This is a genomic window from Serratia sp. CY83965, assembly GCF_052166375.1.
Lineage (GTDB): Bacteria > Pseudomonadota > Gammaproteobacteria > Enterobacterales > Enterobacteriaceae > Serratia > Serratia marcescens.
Genome location: NZ_JBJNOV010000003.1, coordinates 54,465 through 74,200 on the forward strand (window position 1 = coordinate 54,465; position 19,736 = coordinate 74,200).

A 19,736-nucleotide genomic window follows, 5' to 3' on the forward strand; every position below is an offset into this window, starting at 1 on the left:
AGCCGTGCCGGTTTTTTTGTCGCCTCAGGCTGAATCGTTCCAACTGATGAACGCGCCTTAGGGGGCATCTTGGCCCGCCGTCGGTGGGTCTTTTGAACGCGCGGAATCGCGATCCCGCGCTGGTGGAGGAGTGAGTCATGAACGAAAAACATGGGTGTTCCTGTGCGCGCCATTTGGCGCAGGGTTTTGCCAGGCAGTCGATCAACGCCGGGGAGGGCGAAATCTATCAAATCTCGCTGATGAGCGCGCTCATCGACGGGGTCTACGAGGGTGAAACCACCATTGCCGAGTTGCTCAAACACGGCGATTTCGGCCTCGGCACCTTCAATCACCTGGACGGCGAACTGATCGCTTTCGACCAGGAAATACACCAGCTGCGCGCCGACGGCAGCGCCCGCCCAGCCGGTTTGCAACAGAAAACCCCTTTCGCCGTCGTCACCTTTTTCCAGCCCAGCATCAGCCAACAGTTCGACCGGCCGATCACCAAGGCGCAACTGCATCAGTGCATCGACGAACAGGTCGCCTCGCCGAACCTGTTCTGCGCGGTACGGGTCGACGGTGAGTTCAGTCACGTGGAAACCCGCACCGTGCCGCGCCAGGAGCGGCCCTACCGCCCGATGTTGGAAGCGATAGAAGAGCAGCCGACCTTCTCGTTTCATCAACGGCGCGGCACGCTGGTCGGTTTCCGCTCGCCGGATTACATGCAGGGCATCGGCGTGGCCGGCTATCACGAACACTTCGTTACCGACGACCGCAGCGGCGGCGGCCACGTGCTGGACTACCAGCTCGATCATGGCCGCCTGCAGTTCGGCGTCATCACCCGTCTCAATCTTCAGTTGCCGCATGATGCGGATTTCTTGCGCGCTAACCTCTGCCCAGAGGATTTGGATCGCGCGATTCGTTCCGCCGAGGGCTAACCCCGGCGATCGTTTTCTTAGGAGGTGGAACCATGGCACAGGAAAAAACAGGCAATGACTGGCAATGCGGCGCCGATTTGGTGGTGAAAAACCTGGAAGCGCAGGGCGTCAAACACGTTTTCGGCATTCCGGGCGCCAAGATCGATCGGGTGTTCGACTCGCTGGAGGATGCGCCATCGATCGACACGGTGGTGGTGCGGCATGAGGCCAACGCGGCCTTTATGGCGGCGGCGGTCGGCCGCCTGACCGGCAAGGCCGGGGTGGCGCTGGTCACCTCCGGGCCGGGCAGCTCCAACCTGATCACCGGGCTGGCCACCGCCACCTCGGAGGGGGACGCGGTAGTGGCCTTTGGCGGGGCGGTGAAGCGCGCCGACAGCCTGAAGCAGACGCACCAGAGCATGGATACCGTCAGCATGTTCCGGCCGGTGACCAAGTATTGCGCCGAAGTGCATGCCGGTTCGGCGATTTCCGAGGTGATCGCCAACGCCTTCCGCCGCGCCGAGTTTGGCCGGCCGGGAGCATCATTCGTCAGCCTGCCGATGGATATCGTCAATGAACCGGTCAGCGCGCCGGTGCTGGCCGGCTGCCGCTTGCCGCGCATGGGGGCCGCGGCGGCGGACGACATCCAGGCGGCGGTGAAGCTGATTCGCCAGGCCAAATGCCCGGTATTGCTGCTCGGTTTGCAGGCCAGCCGGCCGGAGAACAGCGAGGCGGTGCGCCATCTGCTGTACCGCACCCATATGCCGGTGGTCGGTACCTATCAGGCGGCGGGGGTGATCGACGTCAACCACTTCGCCCGTTTCGCCGGCCGCGTCGGCCTGTTCAACAACCAGCCGGCCGATCAGCTGTTGCAGAAGGCCGATCTGGTGGTGAGCGTCGGCTATGATCCGATCGAATACGATCCCTGCATGTGGAACAGCCACGGGCAGCTGAAGCTGGTGCACATCGACGTGCTGCCGGCGGATATCGACACCTGCTATCGGCCGGATGTCGAACTGGTGGGCAACATCAGCGCCACGTTGAACATGATGACCGAAGCGTTCAATGAGGCGGTCTGCGTGCCGCCGGAGGTGGAGCTGATCCTCTCCGATCTCGGCCGTCAGCGCACAGAACTGGCGGAACGCGCCGCGCGCCGCGGCGGCATGCCGATCCATCCGCTGCGCATCGTCAAGGAGCTGCAGGACATCGTCAGCGACGACGTGACGCTGTGCGTGGACATGGGCAGCTTCCACATCTGGATCGCCCGTTACCTTTACAGCTTCCGCGCCCGCCAGCTGTTGATCTCCAACGGCCAGCAAACCATGGGGGTGGCGCTGCCGTGGGCCATCGGCGCGGCGCTGGTGCGCCCCGGCGATAAGGTGGTGTCGATCTCCGGCGATGGCGGCTTCATGCAGTCGAGCATGGAACTGGAGACCGCGGTGCGGTTGAAAAATAACATCGTGCACGTGATCTGGGTCGATAACGCCTACAACATGGTGGAGATGCAGGAAGTGAACAAATACCAGCGCAAATCCGGCGTGGAGTTTGGGCCGATTGACTTCAAGGCCTATGCGGAATCCTGCGGCGCGGTCGGTTTCGCCGTGCAGTCGGTAGACGACCTGCGGCCGATGCTGCGCAAGGCGATGGCGATCCAGGGACCGGTGGTGGTGGCCATTCCGGTCGACTACGCCGACAACTATAAGCTGATGGCGCAGATGAACTTCAGCCAGATGATTTAATTTCATCATCGCGCTGTTTCACCGGGGCAGGCCGCTTGCGCGCCTGCCCGTTTTTATGCGCGGAATTTGTCCTTTACATCGCTAACTGCATGATTTATTGCTATCCGTTGGGCTGTTTTTTCACCACTGGGGATAGCGCAATGAAAAGAAAAGCAATAACGATCGGGCTGCTGGCGTTGGCGATTGCCGGCGGCGCGCGGGCCAATACGCTGGTCTACTGTTCCGAAGGTTCACCGGAAGGCTTCAACCCGCAGCTGTTCACCTCCGGCACCACGGTAGACGCCAGTTCGGCGGCGATCTACAACCGGCTGGTGGATTTCAAACCCGGCACCGTCGAGCTGCAACCCAGCCTGGCGGAAAGCTGGGAGGTGAGCGAAGATGGCAAGCGCTATACCTTCCATCTGCGCAAGGGCGTGGCATTCCAGAGCAATAAATATTTTACGCCCACCCGCGATTTCAACGCCGATGACGTCATCTTCTCGTTTATGCGCCAGAAGGACGCCAACAACCCGTATCACAAGGTCTCCAATGGCGCCTACACCAACTTCGAGTCGATGGAGTTCGGCACGCTGATTGACCGGATCGTCAAGGTGGATGACCACACCGTGCGCTTTGAGCTCTCCCGCGCCGAGGCGCCGTTCGTCGCCGATCTGGGCATGTATTTCGCCACCATTTTATCGGCGGAATATGCCGACACGATGCTGAAGGCCGGCACGCCGCAGCGGGTGGACAACGATCCGATCGGCACCGGGCCGTTCCAACTGGTGCAGTACCAGAAGGATGCGAAAATCCTCTACAAGGCGTTCGATCGTTACTGGGAAGGCAAACCGAAGATCGACCGACTGGTGTTTTCGATCACGCCGGATGCGACGGTGCGTTACGCCAAGCTGCAAAAGAACGAGTGCCAGGTGATGCCGTTCCCCAACCCGGTGGATCTGGCGCGCATGCGGCAGGACGGCAACCTTCAGGTAATGGAAAAATCCGGCTTGAATATCGGTTTCCTGGCGTTCAACACCCAGAAGAAACCGTTGGATAACGTCAAGGTGCGCCAGGCGCTGGCGCTGGCGGTCAACAAGCCGGCGATCATCGACGCGGTGTTCCACGGCGCCGGCCAGCCGGCCAAAAATCTGCTGCCACCGACCCAATGGGGCAGCAACGCGCAGCTTGAAGACTACCCGTATTCGCCGGAGCGGGCGAAGCAGCTGTTGCAGGAGGCCGGGCTGGGGCAGGGTTTCGACATCGATCTGTGGGCGATGCCGGTGCAGCGGCCCTATAACCCCAACGCCAAGCGCATGGCGGAGATGATCCAGGCCGACTGGGCCAAGATCGGCGTGCGCGCCAAAATCGTCACCTTCGAGTGGGGCGAGTATTTACAGCGGATTAAAAACGGCGAGCACCAGACCGCGCTGATGGGCTGGACCACCGCCAACGGCGATCCGGACAACTTCTTCGGCCCGCTGTTCACCTGCGCTTCGCTCGGCGGCTCCAACTCGGCGAAATGGTGCTACAAACCGTTCGACCAGCTGATCCTGCAGGCGCGTGAAGAGAACGATCACGCCAAACGGGTGGCGATGTACCAGCAGGCGCAGGTGATGATGCACGATCAGATGCCGGCGCTGATGATCGCGCACTCGACCATCTTCGAACCGGTGCGCAAGGAAGTGAAAGGCTACGAGATAGACCCGTTCGGCAAACACATCTTCAAACAGGTGTCGCTGGAGAAGTAACCAAAAGGCCGGGGTAACCCGGCCTTTTTCATGCCTGCGGCGTGTCGCAGTGGTAGCGGCCGCGCGGGATCACCAGCGGCGTGTGGGACAGCGGATCGTCGATGATCATGCACGGCATGCCGAACACTCGCTCCACCAGTTCGGCGGTGATGATCTCCGCCGGTTTCCCCTCCGCCACGATCTTGCCGTCGCGCATGGCGATGATGTGATCGGCATAGCGGCAGGCGTGGTTGAGATCGTGCAGCACCGCGATCATGGTTTGACCGCGCTCGCGGTTAAGCTGGCGGAACAGATCCAGCAGCTCAATCTGGTGCGCGATGTCGAGGTAGGTGGTCGGCTCATCCAGCAGCAGCAGCGGGGTTTGCTGCGCCAGCGCCATCGCCACCCAGACGCGCTGACGCTGCCCGCCGGACAGTTCGTCGACGCTGCGGTCCGCCAATTGGCTGACGTTGGTGGCCGCCATGGCGGCTTCCACCGCCTGTTTGTCGGCCTGCGTCCACTGTTTCAGCAGGCTCTGATGCGGATAGCGGCCGCGCGACACCAGATCCGCCACGGTGATGCTGTCCGGCGCGATTGAAGTTTGCGGCAGCAGGCCAAGCTCGCGCGCCAGCGCCTTGGTGGCGAAGCTGCTGATGTTCTTGCCGTCCAGCATCACCTCGCCGGCGCTGGGTTTCAGCAGGCGGCACAGGGCGCGCAACAGCGTCGATTTGCCGCAGGCGTTCGGCCCGACGATCACCGTGAAGGCGCCGTCGGGGATCGCCACGCTCAGATCGTCAGCGATGATTTTATTGTCGTAGCCCAGCTTCAGGTGCGAGGCGTGCAGGCGGTGGCTCATGGCATTATCACTCTTCATTATCTGCGGGCCTCTCGGATGAGCAGCCAAATCAGGTACAGGCCGCCGATGCAGACGGTCACGACCCCGACCGGTAGTTGGATCGGCGCGAAAAGATGTTGGGACACCACGTCGGCGCCGAGCAGCAACGCCGCGCCCATCAGCGCCGAGGAGGTCAGGGTGACCGAGGATTGTCCGGCCAGGCGACGGGCGATCTGCGGCGCCGCCAGCGCGATAAAGGAAATCGGCCCAGCGGTGGCGGTGACGGCGGCGGTGAGGGTAACGCCAAACAGCATCAGCCACAGCCGGCTGCCTTCGGCGTTGACGCCCAGCGCGCGCGCCGTGTCGTCGCCCATTTCCAGCAGCTGCAGCCGTTTGCCCATCAGCAGCGCGGCCGCGGCCGCCAGCACGATGAACGCCGTGGCGGGCTGGGCTTTTTGCCAGGTCATGCCGTTGAGCGAACCGGCCTGCCACATGGCGGCGTCCATGGCGCGCTCAAGCGAGGCGGTGATGATCAGCCAGGTGTTGGTGGAAACCAGCACTGCGCTGATGGCGATGCCGACGATGATCAACCGGAAACCGGCGATGCCTTGCCGCCAGGCCAGCAGATAGATGGCCAGCGCCGAGAGAATGCCGCCGGCCAGCGCGCCGCCGGCGATGTAATAGTATCCGCCGTTGAACAGGGTGATGGCGATCAGCGCGCCGGTGTAGGCCCCCATGTTAAAGCCGATCACGTCCGGGCTGCCGAGCGGGTTGCGGATAATCGACTGGAAAATGGCGCCGCTCATGCCGAGCGCGGCGCCTAACAACAGCGCCATGGCGATGCGGGGCAAGCGCCATTGGGTGACCACGGTCACCAGATTTTTCGGCGCCTCGCCGCTGAGCGCGGCAAAGACTTGCTCCAGCGAGAGCTGTAGCGTGCCGTAGCACAGCGCGGCAACCGCCATCGCCAGGCATAACGCCAGCAGCGAAAGGTTGACCAACAGCAGGCGCAGCGGCACGCGCCAGTTGATGACGCCGTCCGGACGGCCGATATACAGCGTGTGCGGCAGACTCATCACAAGCCCCCCAGCGTTTTCTTGCGGCGCACCAGCCAGATCAGTACCGGCGCGCCGATAAAGGCGGCGACGATGGAAACCCGCAGTTCACCGGCCGCCAGCAAGCGGCCGACCACGTCGGCGCACAGCAGTAAAATCGGCGCCAGCAGCATGGAATAGGGCAGGATCCAGCGTTGGTCGGGGCCGACCCACCAACGGGCGATATGCGGCACCATCAGGCCGATGAAGCTGATCGGACCGACGGTGGCGGTCGCCGCGCCGCACAGCAGCGTGATGGCGATCACCGCGACGATCTGAGTCAACACCACGCGCGCGCCGAGCGCGATAGCCAAATCTTCCCCCATGCCGATGGTATTCAGCGGCCGGGCGATGAGCAGCGTCAGCAGGCAGCCGAGCAAAATGGCGGGGGCGGTGACCGGCAGCGTGGACAGCGTGCGGATATCCAGCGTGCCGGCCTGCCAGAAGCGCAGTTGGTCAAAGGTTTGCGGATCGATCAGCGACAGCCCGGTGGTGATGCCGAGCAGCACCGCGCCGATCGCCACGCCAGCCAGCGTCAGCCGCACCGGGTTGATGCGCCCGCCCGCCAGCGTGCCGATCAGGTAGACCAGCAGGGTGGTGAGGGCCGCGCCGACAAAGGCGTAGGCCATATAGCTTTCGGTGGTGGCGGCGCCGAAAAACATGATGCCGATGACTACGGCGAAGCTGGCGCCGGCGTTGATGCCGAGCACGCCGGGATCGGCCAGCGGGTTGCGCGTCAGCGCCTGAATCAGCGCGCCGGCGGCGCCGAGCGCCATGCCGGCCAGGATGCCCGCCAGCGTACGGGGTACCCGGGCATTGAGAATGATGGTGCTGTCGGAACCGCTCGCGGCGCCCTGCAGGCTGAGCCAGACGGTATGGAAGGGGATGGCTTTGGAACCCAGCATCAGGCTGGCCATGATGCACAGCAGCAACAGCGCCAAACCGATACCGAACCCGGCGATGCGTTTGAAGCCACTGGCGTAAGCTGCGTGCGGTGCGGACGAAAGCGTCCGCTCAGTCGGAGTGGGTACGTTCACACCGGTAACTCCTGTATGATTTTTATTCTCATTGTTATTTGCGTTCATGCGGGTGCTTATAGTAGCACGAGTTTACGCCCGCATGCACCCGCCGGTTGGCGGCGCAGGTGCAATGATGATGTTAATAACTATTGATATTTCAATTGATTGAATGTGAATGCTTGCCCCGCTTGCGGAAAGCGTCGGCAGGGGTCTGGCCTGCCGACGGCGTGATTCAGGGCTTTTTGAACAACCGTTCGATTTGGTTCAGCATGTTGGTGGCGCTGTAGTAATCGAGGCGGAAGGTGTCGTTGCCGACGGCGTAGACGTGCCGCTGTTCCACCGGCTCCAGATGTTTGAGGAACGGGTTGGTCAGCACCTCTTGCACTTTGCGCTCATTGGTGGCGAACAGGATCAGGGTTTTGCCATTCAGGCCTTCGGCCATTTTTTCGCCGGAGATCTGGATGATGTCATGGCGTTTCCCCATGCTGGTGTTGCCTTTGGCGCTTTCCGGCGGGGTGGCCAGTTGGAAACCGAGCTGGGTCAGCAGTTTGCCCTGGGCGGAACCCGGCGTCCACAGCATGGCCTCGCGGCCGTTGTCGGCATACACCAGCGGAGTGGTGGGCTGCGGCGGCAGCGCGATCGCCTGCTTCACTTGCTCCACGCGCTGTTCGAAACGATCTTCCGCCTGTTTGGCGCCGGCTTCATGACCGGTGATCTCGCCGAGCTCGCTGGCCAGCTGCTGCCAGCTTTTGTCGCCATAATCGAGCACCAGCGTCGGCGCAATGGCGGACAGCTGGTCATACAGTTTCAACGCCGAATCCCCGCCGGTCGCGGCGACGACGATCAAATCCGGCGCGGCGGCGGCGACGGCTTCGGCATTGGGCTCCACCTGGTACAGCCGCTCGACGTGGCGCTGCTTGGCCACCTCGCTCCATTGGGTAAAGAAACCTTGTTTATCGGCCACCAGGGGATTTGGGCTGGTGGCGGCGCTGGCGACCACCGGGGCGTCGATAGCCAGCAGCGTGCCGGTGATGGTGACGCTGGTGGACACGATGCGCTGCGGCGGTTTTTCCAGCGTGAATTTCCCTTTGACGCTGTCGATGGTGCGCGGCCAACTGCTGTCGGTTGCGGGGGCGGACGGTTTCTGCCCGTCGCTCTTGTCGTCCGGGCCGCAGCCACTGAGCAGCAGGCTGGAAGTGGCGATAAATGCAATGAACAGCTGGCGTAAGGATAGGGTCATGAGCGGGCTCTTTCTTTCCTTGAACTAAGGCGTATCAATCCGGCGGCGGATTGGCTGCGTGGTGTATGCCCGCTAATTTACCATTCAAGCCGCCAAAATGATAACCATTCGTATCTCAGCGCGTGGTGAATACAGAAAAAATAAGGAGATAGGGGCAGTGAGTGAGGCAGAAACGAAAAAAGCGCCAAAAGGCGCTTTTTTCTGAATTGGTGGGTCGTGCAGGATTGATTCGGCCTGTGGCCTCACCCTACGGGCAACGCTGCGCGTTGTCGTATCGCTGCGCGATGCTCGAACCTGAACGCAGGATCTCACCCGCACGACTCAGTGGGCCATGTCAGTAAGAAGATAAAGGTAGAGTCAGATGGCGCAGAAACGAAAAAAGCGCCAAAAGGCGCTTTTTTCTGAATTGGTGGGTCGTGCAGGATTCGAACCTGCGACCAATTGATTAAAAGTCAACTGCTCTACCAACTGAGCTAACGACCCGCAGAAGTGGTGGGTGATGACGGGCTCGAACCGCCGACCCCCTCCGTGTAAAGGAGATGCTCTACCAACTGAGCTAATCACCCACTTCAGGACTTCCAGGCACTGCTAAACGAGCGAATGATGGTGGGTGATGACGGGCTCGAACCGCCGACCCCCTCCGTGTAAAGGAGATGCTCTACCAACTGAGCTAATCACCCTCATTCGTTCTCATTTTTTCTCAACAAGATGGTGGGCGATGACGGGCTCGAACCGCCGACCCCCTCCGTGTAAAGGAGATGCTCTACCAACTGAGCTAATCGCCCCGTCTTGTTGGAGTCGCATTATAGGGATAGTTCAAAGTGAGTCAACGCTTTTTAAAATGATTTCAATCGTTCGCCGCAAATTTAGGCAGGGCGCGATAATTATCGCCAGCGGCGCCGATTCTTTGCGCGATGCTATGCGAAACTCGCCGCAAAACGCGCTAAATCGACTGGCGCAATATCGTGTCGGCGTTGAGGAATTAGCGCGTGGTGATACAATGTCGTCCACTCTTTTTTCAATTCCGAGCAATCGTCGGCAACCGCCGACACGCGTTGCGTAATAAGGCAGTGAACCCAATGAAAATCAAAACCCGTTTTGCACCGAGCCCGACCGGCTATCTTCACGTCGGCGGCGCGCGTACCGCACTTTATTCCTGGTTGTTCAGCCGCCATGCGGGTGGTGAGTTCGTTCTGCGTATCGAAGATACCGATCTGGAACGTTCTACCCAGGACGCGATCGACGCAATTATGGATGGCATGAACTGGTTGAACCTGGATTGGGATGAAGGCCCGTATTTCCAGACCAAGCGTTTCGATCGCTACAACGCGGTCATCGACGAGATGCTGGAGCAGGGCACGGCGTATAAATGCTATTGCTCCAAGGAACGTCTGGAAGCGCTGCGCGAGAAGCAGATGGAAAACGGCGAGAAGCCGCGTTACGACGGCCACTGCCGCGACAGCCAGTGCAGCCACACCGACGACGAGCCGCACGTGGTGCGCTTCCGTAACCCGCAGGAAGGCTCGGTGATCTTCGACGACAAAATTCGCGGCCCGATCGAATTCAGCAACCAGGAGCTGGACGATCTGATCATCCGCCGCACCGACGGTTCGCCAACCTATAACTTCTGCGTCGTCGTCGATGACTGGGACATGGAAATCACCCATGTGATCCGCGGTGAAGACCACATCAACAACACCCCGCGCCAGATCAACATTCTCAAAGCGCTGGGCGCGCCGGTGCCGGAATACGCGCACGTGTCGATGATCCTCGGCGACGACGGTAAAAAACTGTCCAAGCGCCACGGCGCGGTGGGCGTCATGCAGTATCGCGACGACGGCTATCTGCCGCAGGCGCTGCTGAACTACCTGGTGCGTCTGGGCTGGTCCCACGGCGATCAGGAGATCTTCTCCATCGATGAGATGAAAGAGTTCTTCACGCTGGAAGCGATCAACAAATCCGCCAGCGCGTTCAACACCGAGAAGCTGCAGTGGCTGAACCACCATTACATCAACCATATGCCGGCGGAAGAAGTGGCGGTGCATCTGGCATGGCACGTTGAGCAACTGGGCATTGAAACCCGCAACGGCCCGGAACTGAAAGACATCGTCAAGCTGCTGGGCGAGCGTTGCAAAACGCTGAAAGAGATGGCGGAGTCTTGCCGTTACTTCTACGCAGATTTCAGCGAGTTTGACGCCGACGCCGCCAAGAAGCACCTGCGCCCGGTTGCGCGTCAGCCGCTGGAAGCGGTGCGCGCCAAGCTGGCCGCCATCACCGTCTGGACGCCGGAAAATGTGCATGACGCCATTCAGGGCACGGCGGATGAGCTGGGTGTCGGCATGGGTAAAGTCGGCATGCCGCTGCGCGTCGCGGTGACCGGCGCCGGCCAGTCGCCGGGCATGGACGTGACCGTGCATGCGATCGGCCAGAAGCGTTCGCTGCAGCGCATCGACATGGCGCTGGCTTACATCGCCGAGCGCGAAGCGCAAGCCTGATTAGGTTGATACGCCATAAATGAAAAAGCCCCGTGGAGCAATCCCGGGGCTTTTTTTATTGCTTGCTGTCAGGCTTGCTCGCCGGCCGGTAAACCCGGGCGGTAGGCGAGGAAATACATTAGCCCGACAAAGCCGGCGCCGCCCAGCGCATTGCCGAGAAATACCGCGACGAAATTAGGCAGGTACTGCTCCCAGCCCATGCCGCCGGCAAAGATGGCCGCCGGGATGATGAACATGTTCGCCACCACGTGCTGGAAGCCGATGGCGACAAAAGCCATGACCGGGAACCACATGCCGATCACTTTGCCCGGCACATCCTTGCTGGCGAAGGCTAACCACACCGCCAGGCACACCAGCCAGTTGCAGCCGACGCCGGAGATGAAGGCGTGCAGGAAGTCCGCATCCACTTTGGCCTGCGCGATTGCCAGCGTCTTATGCAAAAACGCGCCTTCGGTCAGGCCCAGCAGATGGCCGAAAAAGTAGGCGACGGCCACGCTGCCGGCCAGGTTGGCCAGGGTGACCCAAAACCAGTTGCGCAGCACGGCGATAGCGGGAATTTCACGGGCAAACCAGGCCATCGGCAAGGTCATCATGTTGCCGGTCAACAGTTCGCCGCCGGCCAGAATGGTCAGGATCAGGCCGATAGGAAAGACCGCTGCGCCCAACAGCGCGCCGAAAGAGCCCCATTCGGCCGGCAGGGTGCCGATGACGTGAATATCCAGCAGGAAGCCGGTGGCGATAAAGGCGCCGGCGAGAAAGCCCAGAATCAGCAGATTAGCGAGCGGGGCGCGGCTTTTGTTTACCCCGGCCTGAACGGCGAGGGCGGCGATTTCTTTTGGTGAATGCAAAGACATGACGGACTCGGTTTATAGTAATGAAGTTTATGGCGCGGGCAGTCTATGCCGCTCGGGAGTCCGACTCAAGCGCATTTCGCTAACATTCCGTTAATTAAAAATCAACGTGATATGCAGGGTCTTTCGCCATTTTGAGATGTAGCGCGAAAAATGGATGAACTCTGCGCAAAGTGATGATTTTTTGGCGCCAAAGATGCTGATTTGGCGGCTTTTTCAACGCTTGATTCAGTAATTCAATTTAGCCGTTGACAGCTTTGAGCGGGTTTCATATTATGCGCCCCGTTCACAGCACAAAGTGATTGTGGAACGGGGCTATAGCTCAGCTGGGAGAGCGCTTGCATGGCATGCAAGAGGTCGACGGTTCGATCCCGTCTAGCTCCACCAACCTTCTTCTGAGATAGGTTGGGGAATACCGTAACGCCGGTCAACGCGTACCACTTTTGTGGGGCTATAGCTCAGCTGGGAGAGCGCTTGCATGGCATGCAAGAGGTCGACGGTTCGATCCCGTCTAGCTCCACCACCATTTAAAAAGCCGACCTTAGGGTCGGCTTTTTGCTTTGCATTATTCCACCTTCGCCGAAGGCCAGCCAATAAAAAAGGCGCCCGCAGGCGCCTTGTTATCCTGGCCGGTTCGAGGCTTAGCCCAGCACCAGACCCGCGATGGAAGCGGACAGGATGCTGACCAGCGTAGAGCCGTACACCAGCTTCAGGCCAAAGCGTGACACCACGTTGCCCTGGTGTTCGTTCAGGCCCTTGATCGCACCGGCCACGATGCCGATGGAAGAGAAGTTGGCGAAGGACACCAGGAACACCGACAGGATCCCCAGGCTGCGCGGCGACAGCTCGGCAGAGACTTTCTGCAGTTCCATCATGGCCACGAATTCGTTGGAAACCAGTTTGGTCGCCATGATGCTGCCAACCTGCAGGGCTTCGTGTTTAGGAATGCCCATGATCCAGGCGAATGGATAGAAGAAGTAGCCGAGGATTTCCTGGAAGCTCAGGCCGAAAATGGCGCTGAACACACCGTTGAGCGCGGCGATCAGGGCGATGAAGCCAATCAGCATCGCGGCGACGATAATCGCTACTTTGAAGCCCGCCAGGATGTATTCACCCAGCATTTCAAAGAAGCTCTGGCCTTCGTGCAGGTTGCCGAGGTGCAGCTCTTCTTCTTTATTGGTGTCGTACGGGTTGACCAGCGACAGCACGATAAAGGTGCTGAACATGTTCAATACCAGCGCCGCCACCACGAACTTGGCGTCCAGCATGGTCATATAGGCGCCGACGATGGACATGGAAACCGTAGACATCGCGGTCGCCGCCATGGTGTACATGCGCTTTTCCGACATCTTGCCCAGGATATCCTTGTAGGCGATGAAGTTTTCGGATTGCCCCAGGATCAGCGAGCTGACGGCGTTAAACGACTCCAGCTTGCCCATGCCGTTCACTTTCGACAGCACGGTGCCGATAATGCGGATGATGAACGGCAGCACCTTGATGTACTGCAGAATACCGATCAGCGCCGAAATGAAGACGATTGGGCACAGCACCTTCAGGAAGAAGAACGCCAGGCCTTTGTCGCCCATGCCGCCGAACACGAAATCAGTCCCTTGTCCCGCAAACCCGAGCAGTTTGTCAAACAGCGCGGCGAATCCTTTTACGAAGCCCAAACCCGCTTCCGAATGCAGGAAAAAGTAGGCCAGCAGTACTTCGATAACCAGTAGTTGAATAACATAGCGAATGCGGATGCTTTTACGATCGCGGCACACCAACAGGGCCAGGATCGCCACCACCACTATCGCCAACGCAAAGTGCGCAATATGGGACATGTTTGCTCCAAATTTGAGGCAGGCTGAATTTCGGCTGTCATTTTATGTAACGCTACGTTTAAAAACGAGACTTCTATTGCAAATATGGAAAATCATAGTGGGAGTTCTCCTAAAGTGTTGCGCAAAAGCATAAAAAATCAAGATGTTAAAGCAGCAATAGGAAATTCGTATTCTTGTGCTAACCTGTCTTTCAGGGGTATTGCAGCCAAAATCCCATCCCAAAAGCACGGAAATCGGCAAGCTTCGCGCTGAACCCTTCGATAAAACCGTTAATGTTGGCTATTACAGAGATAAGTTTTACCGCTCCAAATGCGCTTGATAATTATTATCATTTATATAGAGTGGAGATAAACGTAATTTCAGTAAGGGTTCAACATATGCTGAACAGTCGCGTGGTTGAAACCACCTCCGGTCGCTCCGCCAGAAAAATCAAACTCTCGCTCATGGGGCCCGCCTTCATCGCCGCTATCGGCTATATCGATCCCGGCAACTTCGCCACCAACATCCAGGCCGGCGCCTCATTCGGCTACAGCCTGCTGTGGGTGGTGGTTTGGGCCAATGTGATGGCGATGCTGATCCAGCTGTTGTCCGCCAAGCTGGGCATCGCCACCGGGAAAAATCTGGCCGAGCATATTCGCGATCGCTTTCCGCGGCCGGCGGTGTGGGCCTATTGGGTGCAGGCGGAGATCATCGCCATGGCGACCGACCTGGCCGAGTTTATCGGCGCGGCGATCGGCTTCAAGCTGCTGCTCGGCGTCTCTCTGTTGCAGGGCGCAGTGCTGACCGGCATCGCCACCTTTTTAATTCTGATGCTGCAAAAACGCGGGCAAAAGCCGCTGGAGCTGGTGATCGGCGGCCTGTTGTTGTTCGTCGCCGCCGCCTACATCGTCGAGCTGGCGTTCTCCCAGCCGCAGTTGGCACCGTTGCTGAAGGGCATGGCGCTGCCCGATTTGCCTAACGGCGATGCGGTATTCCTGGCTGCCGGGGTATTGGGCGCCACCATCATGCCGCACGTGATCTATCTGCATTCGTCGCTCACCCAAATCGGCGGCGAGCACGACAAGGCGGAACGCTATGCCGCTACCAAAGTCGACGTCGCCGTGGCCATGACCATCGCCGGTTTCGTCAATCTGGCGATGATGGCCACCGCCGCCGCCGCGTTTCATTTCAGCGGCCACAGCGGCATCGCCGATCTCGACGTGGCTTACCTGACGCTGCAACCGCTGCTCGGGCACGCCGCCGCCACCGTGTTCGGCCTGAGCCTGGTGGCGGCCGGCCTCTCTTCTACTGTGGTCGGCACGTTGGCGGGGCAGGTGGTGATGCAGGGGTTCGTGCGTTTCCATATTCCGCTGTGGCTGCGGCGCGCGGTGACCATGCTGCCGTCGTTTATCGTCATCATGTTGGGGATGGATGCGACGCGCATTCTGGTGCTGAGTCAGGTGCTGCTCAGCTTCGGCATTGCGCTGGCGTTGGTGCCGCTGCTGGCTTTCACCGGCAATCGGGCGCTGATGGGGGAAATGGTCAACGGCCCGCTGGTGCAAAACCTGGGCAAGCTGATCGTGCTGGTGGTGGTGGGATTGAACGGCTACCTGCTGATCGGCAGCGTGCTGTAAGCAAAAACAGTGCGGGCCGGCGTTGCGCCGGCCCGTCGTCGTTAATCGCGGTCGTCATCGCCGTGGCGGCGCCAGCGATCGCGGTCATGATCGTGGTGGTGCTTTTTCTCTTTCTTCCAGTGGTGCTTATCGTAGTGTTTGTCGTATTTACGATAGCGTCCTTCATGGTAGTAATAGTGTTTACGCCAGTAGTCGCCATCGCGCCAGCGATAGCCGTCCCAGTAGTAACCGCGACGGCTGCGGTCGCCGAGATAACGCCCCTGATGGCCTTGCCACCAGTCGCGATCCCGCCAATCGTAACCATCCCAATAGCGGCCGCGGTTATCCTGATCGCCGATGCGCAATGAAACGCCCGGCATCAGATCGATGCTGATCCCTTCGGCATGCGCCTGCTGTGCGGCGGGCAGTACCGTCGCCGCCAAAATGGCGGCCAAGAGCAGAGGTTTAAACATGGCTTCTCCTTCCCGCTTGCGCGGCCTGGCCGTTTGTCACTTTATGAAGCGCGTTCATCAGTTTAAAAGCGGCCTTATCGTTATTTTTGCTGCAATATCGGCATCATAGCGCCGGCGCATAGGGTTGAATCTGAGAGCCACTCTGAAAATGATGCAGGAGGTTAAGATTTGAGATTTTTCTGGGGTAGCGCCGCTCTATTGAACGGCGGAATTTGTAAACGATTACAATAAGATTGTCTCGATCTGCGCGAGCTCTTCTTCACTAAAGTGACGATTGGCCAGCATGCCCACCGCGTCTTCTATCTGCGCATTCTTGCTGGCGCCGATCAGCACTGAGGTAACGCGATCGCCGCGCAGCACCCAGGCCAGCGCCATCTGCGACAGCTTTTGCCCGCGTTGCCGCGCCAGCGCATCGAGGCGGCGCACCTTGTCCAGTCGCTCGGCGGTCAGCTGCTCCGGCTGCAGGAAGCGGCTGCCGCTGGCGGCGCGAGAATCTTGCGGTATGCCGTGCAGGTAGCGATCGGTCAGCAGGCCGCCCGCCAGCGGCGAGAAGGCGATAGATCCGACGCCATGTTCCTCTAGCGTATCCAGCAACGCCGTCTCCGGCCCGCGTTCCAACATCGAATACTTCGGCTGGTGGATCACGCACGGCGTGCCGAGCCGCTGCAGAATGTCGAACGCCTGTCGCGCGCGCTCGGCCGGGTAGTTGGACAAACCGACATACAGCGCTTTGCCCTGGCGCACCAGCAGATCCAGCGCCGCCATGGTTTCTTCCAGCGGCGTGTCCGGATCCGGCCGATGATGATAAAAGATATCCACATACTCCAACCCCATGCGCTTCAGGCTCTGATCGAGGCTGGCGACCAGGTACTTTTTCGAGCCCCAATCGCCGTAGGGGCCGGGCCACATGGTGTAACCGGCTTTGGATGAGACGATCAGCTCATCGCGCCAGGCCCGTAGATCGGCGTTGAGAATGTGGCCAAAGTTCTCCTCGGCGGCGCCGGGCGGCGGGCCGTAGTTATTGGCCAGATCGAAATGGGTAATGCCGCGATCGAAGGCGCAGCGGATCAGGCCGCGGGCGTTGTCGTACAGCGTGGCGTCGCCGAAGTTGTGCCACAGCCCGAGTGAGACGGCGGGCAGCTTCAGCCCGCTGCGGCCGCAGCGCCGGTATTCCATATCTTGATAACGCGAGGGGGAGGCTGGGTAAGACATAGTTATCCTTGTCGGCGAGAGGTGAAGTGCTTTGAGTGTATACGTTTTCACCTCGCGCTGCCGCGGGAGGGATCACGGCGCCGGCATGTAACGCCAGGTTGCCGTTCGACGCAGGGGGGATTGTTCGAAATTCGAACGGCATCTTCGATACTTAAGATAATCGCTCCAGTTGCAGACAGGTGATGATCATGACTCAGACCTATACGGTGGCCAATTATCTGCTCGATCGTCTGGCCCAAATCGGCATCCGTCATTTCTTCGGCGTGCCGGGGGATTACAACCTGCAATTTCTCGATCACGTCCTCGATCATCCGCAAATTACCTGGGTGGGCTGCGCCAATGAATTGAACGCCGCCTACGCCGCCGACGGCTATGCGCGCTGCAAACCGGCGGCCGCGCTGCTCACCACCTTTGGCGTGGGGGAACTGAGCGCGTTGAATGGGGTGGCCGGCAGCTACGCTGAATACCTGCCGGTGATCCACGTGGTCGGCACACCGGCGCAGCGGGCCCAGCGCGCCGGTGATTTGCTGCACCATTCATTGGGGGATGGCGACTTTAACCACTTCGCCCGGATAGCCAAAGAGGTGACCGTCGCACAGGCTAACCTGACAGCCGATAACGCCGCCGTGGAGATAGACCGCCTGATCGGCGTCGCCTTGCTGGAACATCGCCCGGTTTATCTGATGTTGCCCAGCGACGTCGCACTAGCGCCGCTGTCGGCCAAACCGGCGCCGTTGATGTTGCGTCAGGCCAAACTGTCGCAGAGCGCATTGCAGGCGTTTATCGCCGCAGCGCGCGAAAAGCTGCTGTCGGCGCGGCGGGTGTCGCTGCTGGCGGACTTCCTCGCCGATCGCTTCGGCGCCGAAGCGGCGCTGGACGAGTGGCTGCAGGAGGTCGATATGCCGCACGCGACGCTGCTGCTCGGCAAGGGCGTGCTGGACGAGAACCGCGCCGGTTTCGTTGGTACCTACTGCGGCGGCGCCAGCGATCCGGCGGTGAAACAATTGATCGAAAACGCCGATGTGGTGATCAACGTCGGCGTACGCTTGACCGACACCATTACCGCCGGTTTCACGCATCATCTGCCGGTGGAAAAATGCATCGATATTCAACCGTTCGAAGCCTGGGTCGGGCGGCGGCGCTTTAGCCGTATTCCGATGCGCGAGGCGGTGCAGGCATTGCACCGCCTGAGCCTGTCGCTGGCGTCGCGTTGGCCATTGCCGCCGATCGTTCGCCCGGCGCTGCCGGAAGGCGATGGGGAACGGCTGGATCAGCACGCCTTCTGGCGGCAGATACAGGATTTCCTGCGGCCGGGGGATATCGTGCTGGCCGATCAGGGCACCGCCTGTTTCGGCGCGGCGGCGCTGAGGTTGCCGCGTGGCTGCCGCCTGATCGTGCAGTCGCTCTGGGGATCGATCGGCTATACCCTGCCGGCGACGTTCGGCGTGCAGACCGCCGAACCGCAGCGCCGGGCAGTATTGCTGATCGGTGACGGCGCCGCGCAGTTAACCGTGCAGGAACTGGGATCGATGCTGCGCGACGGGCTTAAACCGGTGATCTTCGTGTTGAACAATCAGGGGTATACCGTTGAGCGCGCGATCCACGGGCCGGAGCAAAGTTATAACGACATCGCGCGCTGGAACTGGACGCAGTTGCCGACGGCGCTGGCCGGTGAGCGGCCGGTGAAGGCGTTGCGGGTCAGCGAGCCGGACGGATTGCGTCAGGCGTTGCGCGAGGTAGCGGACGACGAGCGGCTGGCCTTCATCGAAGTGATGCTGCCGAAGATGGACATTCCGGAACTCCTCGATACCGTCTCTCGCGCTATTCAGGCGCGCAACGCCGCCGCTTAGGGCAGGGTGTCGCCCAGCAGGCGCTCCAGCATCCAGAACCCCGCCGGGCCCGGCGGGGTCAGTTTGGACCATACCGCATCCACCGAAATCAGTTTTGGCCAGCCGCGCGGCCGCAGCTGGGTGAGTCTGCCGTGGCCGTATTGCTGCACCAGCCAGTGCGGCAACACCGCCCAACCGAATCCTTGTTCCGCCATCTCCAGCAACAGCAGATAGCTGGGCGCCGACCAGACCAGTCCACCCTGTCTGGCCGCCTCGGCGCCGGTGTAGGTATTCAGGATCAGCTGGCGGGTGCTGGACAACTGCTCCGGCGTCGGCGCGGCGACCTGGGCCAGCGGATGCTGATGGGCGACGAACAGCCCCATTTCGGTCTGCTCAGGCAGCCGGGAGAAGGCGATATCCGGCGGATAACTTTTTTGCACTTCCACCATGCCCAAATGCGCGCGGCCGCTTTGCAGCAGATCGATGACGTCGCCTTCCTCGGCGATCATCCATTCCAGCTCAATTTCCGGGTAGCGCTGTTCGAACAGCTGCATCAACCGATCGTGATGCTTGGGCTGGTAGGTATCGGAAAACACCATGCTCAGGCGCGGTTCAACCTCGCCCGCCAGCTGAATGCTCAGGGCGTCGAGCCGTTCGCTGGCCGCGAGGATCGCCTGTACGTGCCCCAGCACTTTGCGGCCGGCGGCGGTGAGCACCGGCTGGCGCGCGCTGCGATCGAACAGCGTCAATGCCAGGTCGGCTTCCAGATTGGCGATGGCGGTGCTGACGGTGGATTGGCTTTTGCGCAGTTTGCGCGCGGCGGCGGAAAATGAGCCGAGGGCGGCGGCTTCCACGAACGCCTGCAACGCTTCCGGGGAATAGTGCATGATATATCTACTTTATCGATGGAACCTATTTTTAATCTA

At 60.4% G+C, this 19,736-nt stretch carries 15 protein-coding genes, 6 tRNA genes and 1 other RNA gene; 8 read left to right on the forward strand and 14 right to left on the reverse strand.

Features of this window, described 5'->3' with window-relative positions:
* Positions 1–137 precede the first annotated feature (137 nt).
* From budA to ACJ8PL_RS08155, 3 genes are all read left to right on the forward strand, one after another.
* Complete coding sequence (budA, locus tag ACJ8PL_RS08145) at positions 138–917, forward strand: acetolactate decarboxylase (protein WP_004936416.1); 780 nt, start codon at positions 138–140, stop codon at positions 915–917.
* A 32-nt stretch (positions 918–949) separates the two neighbouring features.
* Positions 950–2,635, forward strand: a complete 1,686-nt coding sequence (alsS, locus tag ACJ8PL_RS08150) for an acetolactate synthase AlsS (protein WP_442531053.1) — start codon at positions 950–952, stop codon at positions 2,633–2,635.
* A gap of 140 nt (positions 2,636–2,775) precedes the next feature.
* Positions 2,776–4,362: an ABC transporter substrate-binding protein gene (locus ACJ8PL_RS08155; protein ID WP_442531054.1), complete on the forward strand. Its 1,587-nt coding sequence runs from the start codon at positions 2,776–2,778 to the stop codon at positions 4,360–4,362.
* A 28-nt stretch (positions 4,363–4,390) separates the two neighbouring features.
* Here ACJ8PL_RS08155 and ACJ8PL_RS08160 read toward each other — a convergent pair whose 3' ends face one another.
* From ACJ8PL_RS08160 to ACJ8PL_RS08200, 9 genes are all read right to left on the reverse strand, one after another.
* Positions 4,391–5,197: an ABC transporter ATP-binding protein gene (locus ACJ8PL_RS08160; RefSeq protein ID WP_016926799.1), complete on the reverse strand. Its 807-nt coding sequence runs from the start codon at positions 5,195–5,197 to the stop codon at positions 4,391–4,393.
* Positions 5,198–5,214: 17 nt separating this feature from the next.
* Complete coding sequence (gene fepG / locus ACJ8PL_RS08165; RefSeq protein WP_110147242.1) at positions 5,215–6,252, reverse strand: iron-enterobactin ABC transporter permease; 1,038 nt, start codon at positions 6,250–6,252, stop codon at positions 5,215–5,217.
* On the reverse strand, positions 6,252–7,307 hold the full coding sequence (fepD, locus tag ACJ8PL_RS08170) for a Fe(3+)-siderophore ABC transporter permease (protein ID WP_016926801.1): 1,056 nt from the start codon (positions 7,305–7,307) through the stop codon (positions 6,252–6,254). Before fepD ends, fepG begins: the two co-directional genes overlap by 1 nt.
* A 214-nt stretch (positions 7,308–7,521) precedes the next feature.
* Positions 7,522–8,529, reverse strand: a complete 1,008-nt coding sequence (gene fepB / locus ACJ8PL_RS08175) for a Fe2+-enterobactin ABC transporter substrate-binding protein (protein ID WP_033639716.1) — start codon at positions 8,527–8,529, stop codon at positions 7,522–7,524.
* Between the two features lie 207 nt (positions 8,530–8,736).
* A non-coding RNA gene (locus ACJ8PL_RS08180) (RtT sRNA) lies at positions 8,737–8,861 on the reverse strand.
* Between the two features lie 75 nt (positions 8,862–8,936).
* Positions 8,937–9,012: transfer RNA gene (locus tag ACJ8PL_RS08185), tRNA-Lys, on the reverse strand.
* Between the two features lie 7 nt (positions 9,013–9,019).
* A tRNA-Val gene (locus ACJ8PL_RS08190) sits at positions 9,020–9,095 on the reverse strand.
* Between the two features lie 38 nt (positions 9,096–9,133).
* Positions 9,134–9,209 (reverse strand) — tRNA-Val (locus ACJ8PL_RS08195).
* Between the two features lie 29 nt (positions 9,210–9,238).
* Positions 9,239–9,314, reverse strand: a tRNA-Val gene (locus ACJ8PL_RS08200).
* 294 nt (positions 9,315–9,608) lie between these two features.
* Here ACJ8PL_RS08200 and gltX point away from each other — a divergent pair.
* Positions 9,609–11,024, forward strand: a complete 1,416-nt coding sequence (gene gltX, locus ACJ8PL_RS08205; protein ID WP_016926803.1) for a glutamate--tRNA ligase — start codon at positions 9,609–9,611, stop codon at positions 11,022–11,024.
* A gap of 68 nt (positions 11,025–11,092) precedes the next feature.
* Here the strand turns inward: gltX and ACJ8PL_RS08210 are convergent, their stop codons facing one another.
* Entirely contained in the window at positions 11,093–11,878 is a 786-nt protein-coding gene (locus ACJ8PL_RS08210) for a formate/nitrite transporter family protein (protein WP_016926804.1), read from the reverse strand.
* Positions 11,879–12,186: 308 nt separating this feature from the next.
* On the opposite strand from ACJ8PL_RS08210, the gene ACJ8PL_RS08215 reads away from it, so the two are divergent.
* A tRNA-Ala gene (locus ACJ8PL_RS08215) sits at positions 12,187–12,262 on the forward strand.
* A 60-nt stretch (positions 12,263–12,322) separates the two neighbouring features.
* Positions 12,323–12,398 (forward strand) — tRNA-Ala (locus tag ACJ8PL_RS08220).
* A 118-nt stretch (positions 12,399–12,516) separates the two neighbouring features.
* Here ACJ8PL_RS08220 and ACJ8PL_RS08225 read toward each other — a convergent pair.
* A complete protein-coding gene (locus ACJ8PL_RS08225; protein WP_004936373.1) occupies positions 12,517–13,704 on the reverse strand; it encodes a NupC/NupG family nucleoside CNT transporter in 1,188 nt (395 codons plus the stop codon).
* A gap of 377 nt (positions 13,705–14,081) precedes the next feature.
* Between ACJ8PL_RS08225 and ACJ8PL_RS08230 the strand changes: the two genes are divergently transcribed.
* Positions 14,082–15,317 carry an Nramp family divalent metal transporter gene (locus ACJ8PL_RS08230; RefSeq protein WP_004936371.1) on the forward strand — a complete coding sequence of 412 codons (1,236 nt, stop codon included), beginning with the start codon at positions 14,082–14,084 and terminating at the stop codon, positions 15,315–15,317.
* A 41-nt stretch (positions 15,318–15,358) separates the two neighbouring features.
* On the opposite strand, the gene ACJ8PL_RS08235 is transcribed toward ACJ8PL_RS08230, so the two are convergent.
* Both ACJ8PL_RS08235 and mgrA read right to left on the reverse strand, forming a co-directional pair.
* Positions 15,359–15,769, reverse strand: a complete 411-nt coding sequence (locus ACJ8PL_RS08235) for a DUF2502 domain-containing protein (protein WP_004936369.1) — start codon at positions 15,767–15,769, stop codon at positions 15,359–15,361.
* Positions 15,770–15,991: 222 nt separating this feature from the next.
* Positions 15,992–16,981, reverse strand: coding sequence for an L-glyceraldehyde 3-phosphate reductase (mgrA, locus tag ACJ8PL_RS08240; protein ID WP_442531055.1), 990 nt, complete (start codon positions 16,979–16,981; stop codon positions 15,992–15,994).
* A 188-nt stretch (positions 16,982–17,169) separates the two neighbouring features.
* Between mgrA and ACJ8PL_RS08245 the strand changes: the two genes are divergently transcribed.
* Positions 17,170–18,831: an alpha-keto acid decarboxylase family protein gene (locus tag ACJ8PL_RS08245; protein WP_442531056.1), complete on the forward strand. Its 1,662-nt coding sequence runs from the start codon at positions 17,170–17,172 to the stop codon at positions 18,829–18,831.
* Here the strand turns inward: ACJ8PL_RS08245 and ACJ8PL_RS08250 are convergent.
* Entirely contained in the window at positions 18,828–19,697 is an 870-nt protein-coding gene (locus ACJ8PL_RS08250) for a LysR family transcriptional regulator (protein WP_016926808.1), read from the reverse strand. The two genes, ACJ8PL_RS08245 and ACJ8PL_RS08250, sit on opposite strands and share 4 nt — an antisense overlap.
* Positions 19,698–19,736: the final 39 nt, after the last annotated feature.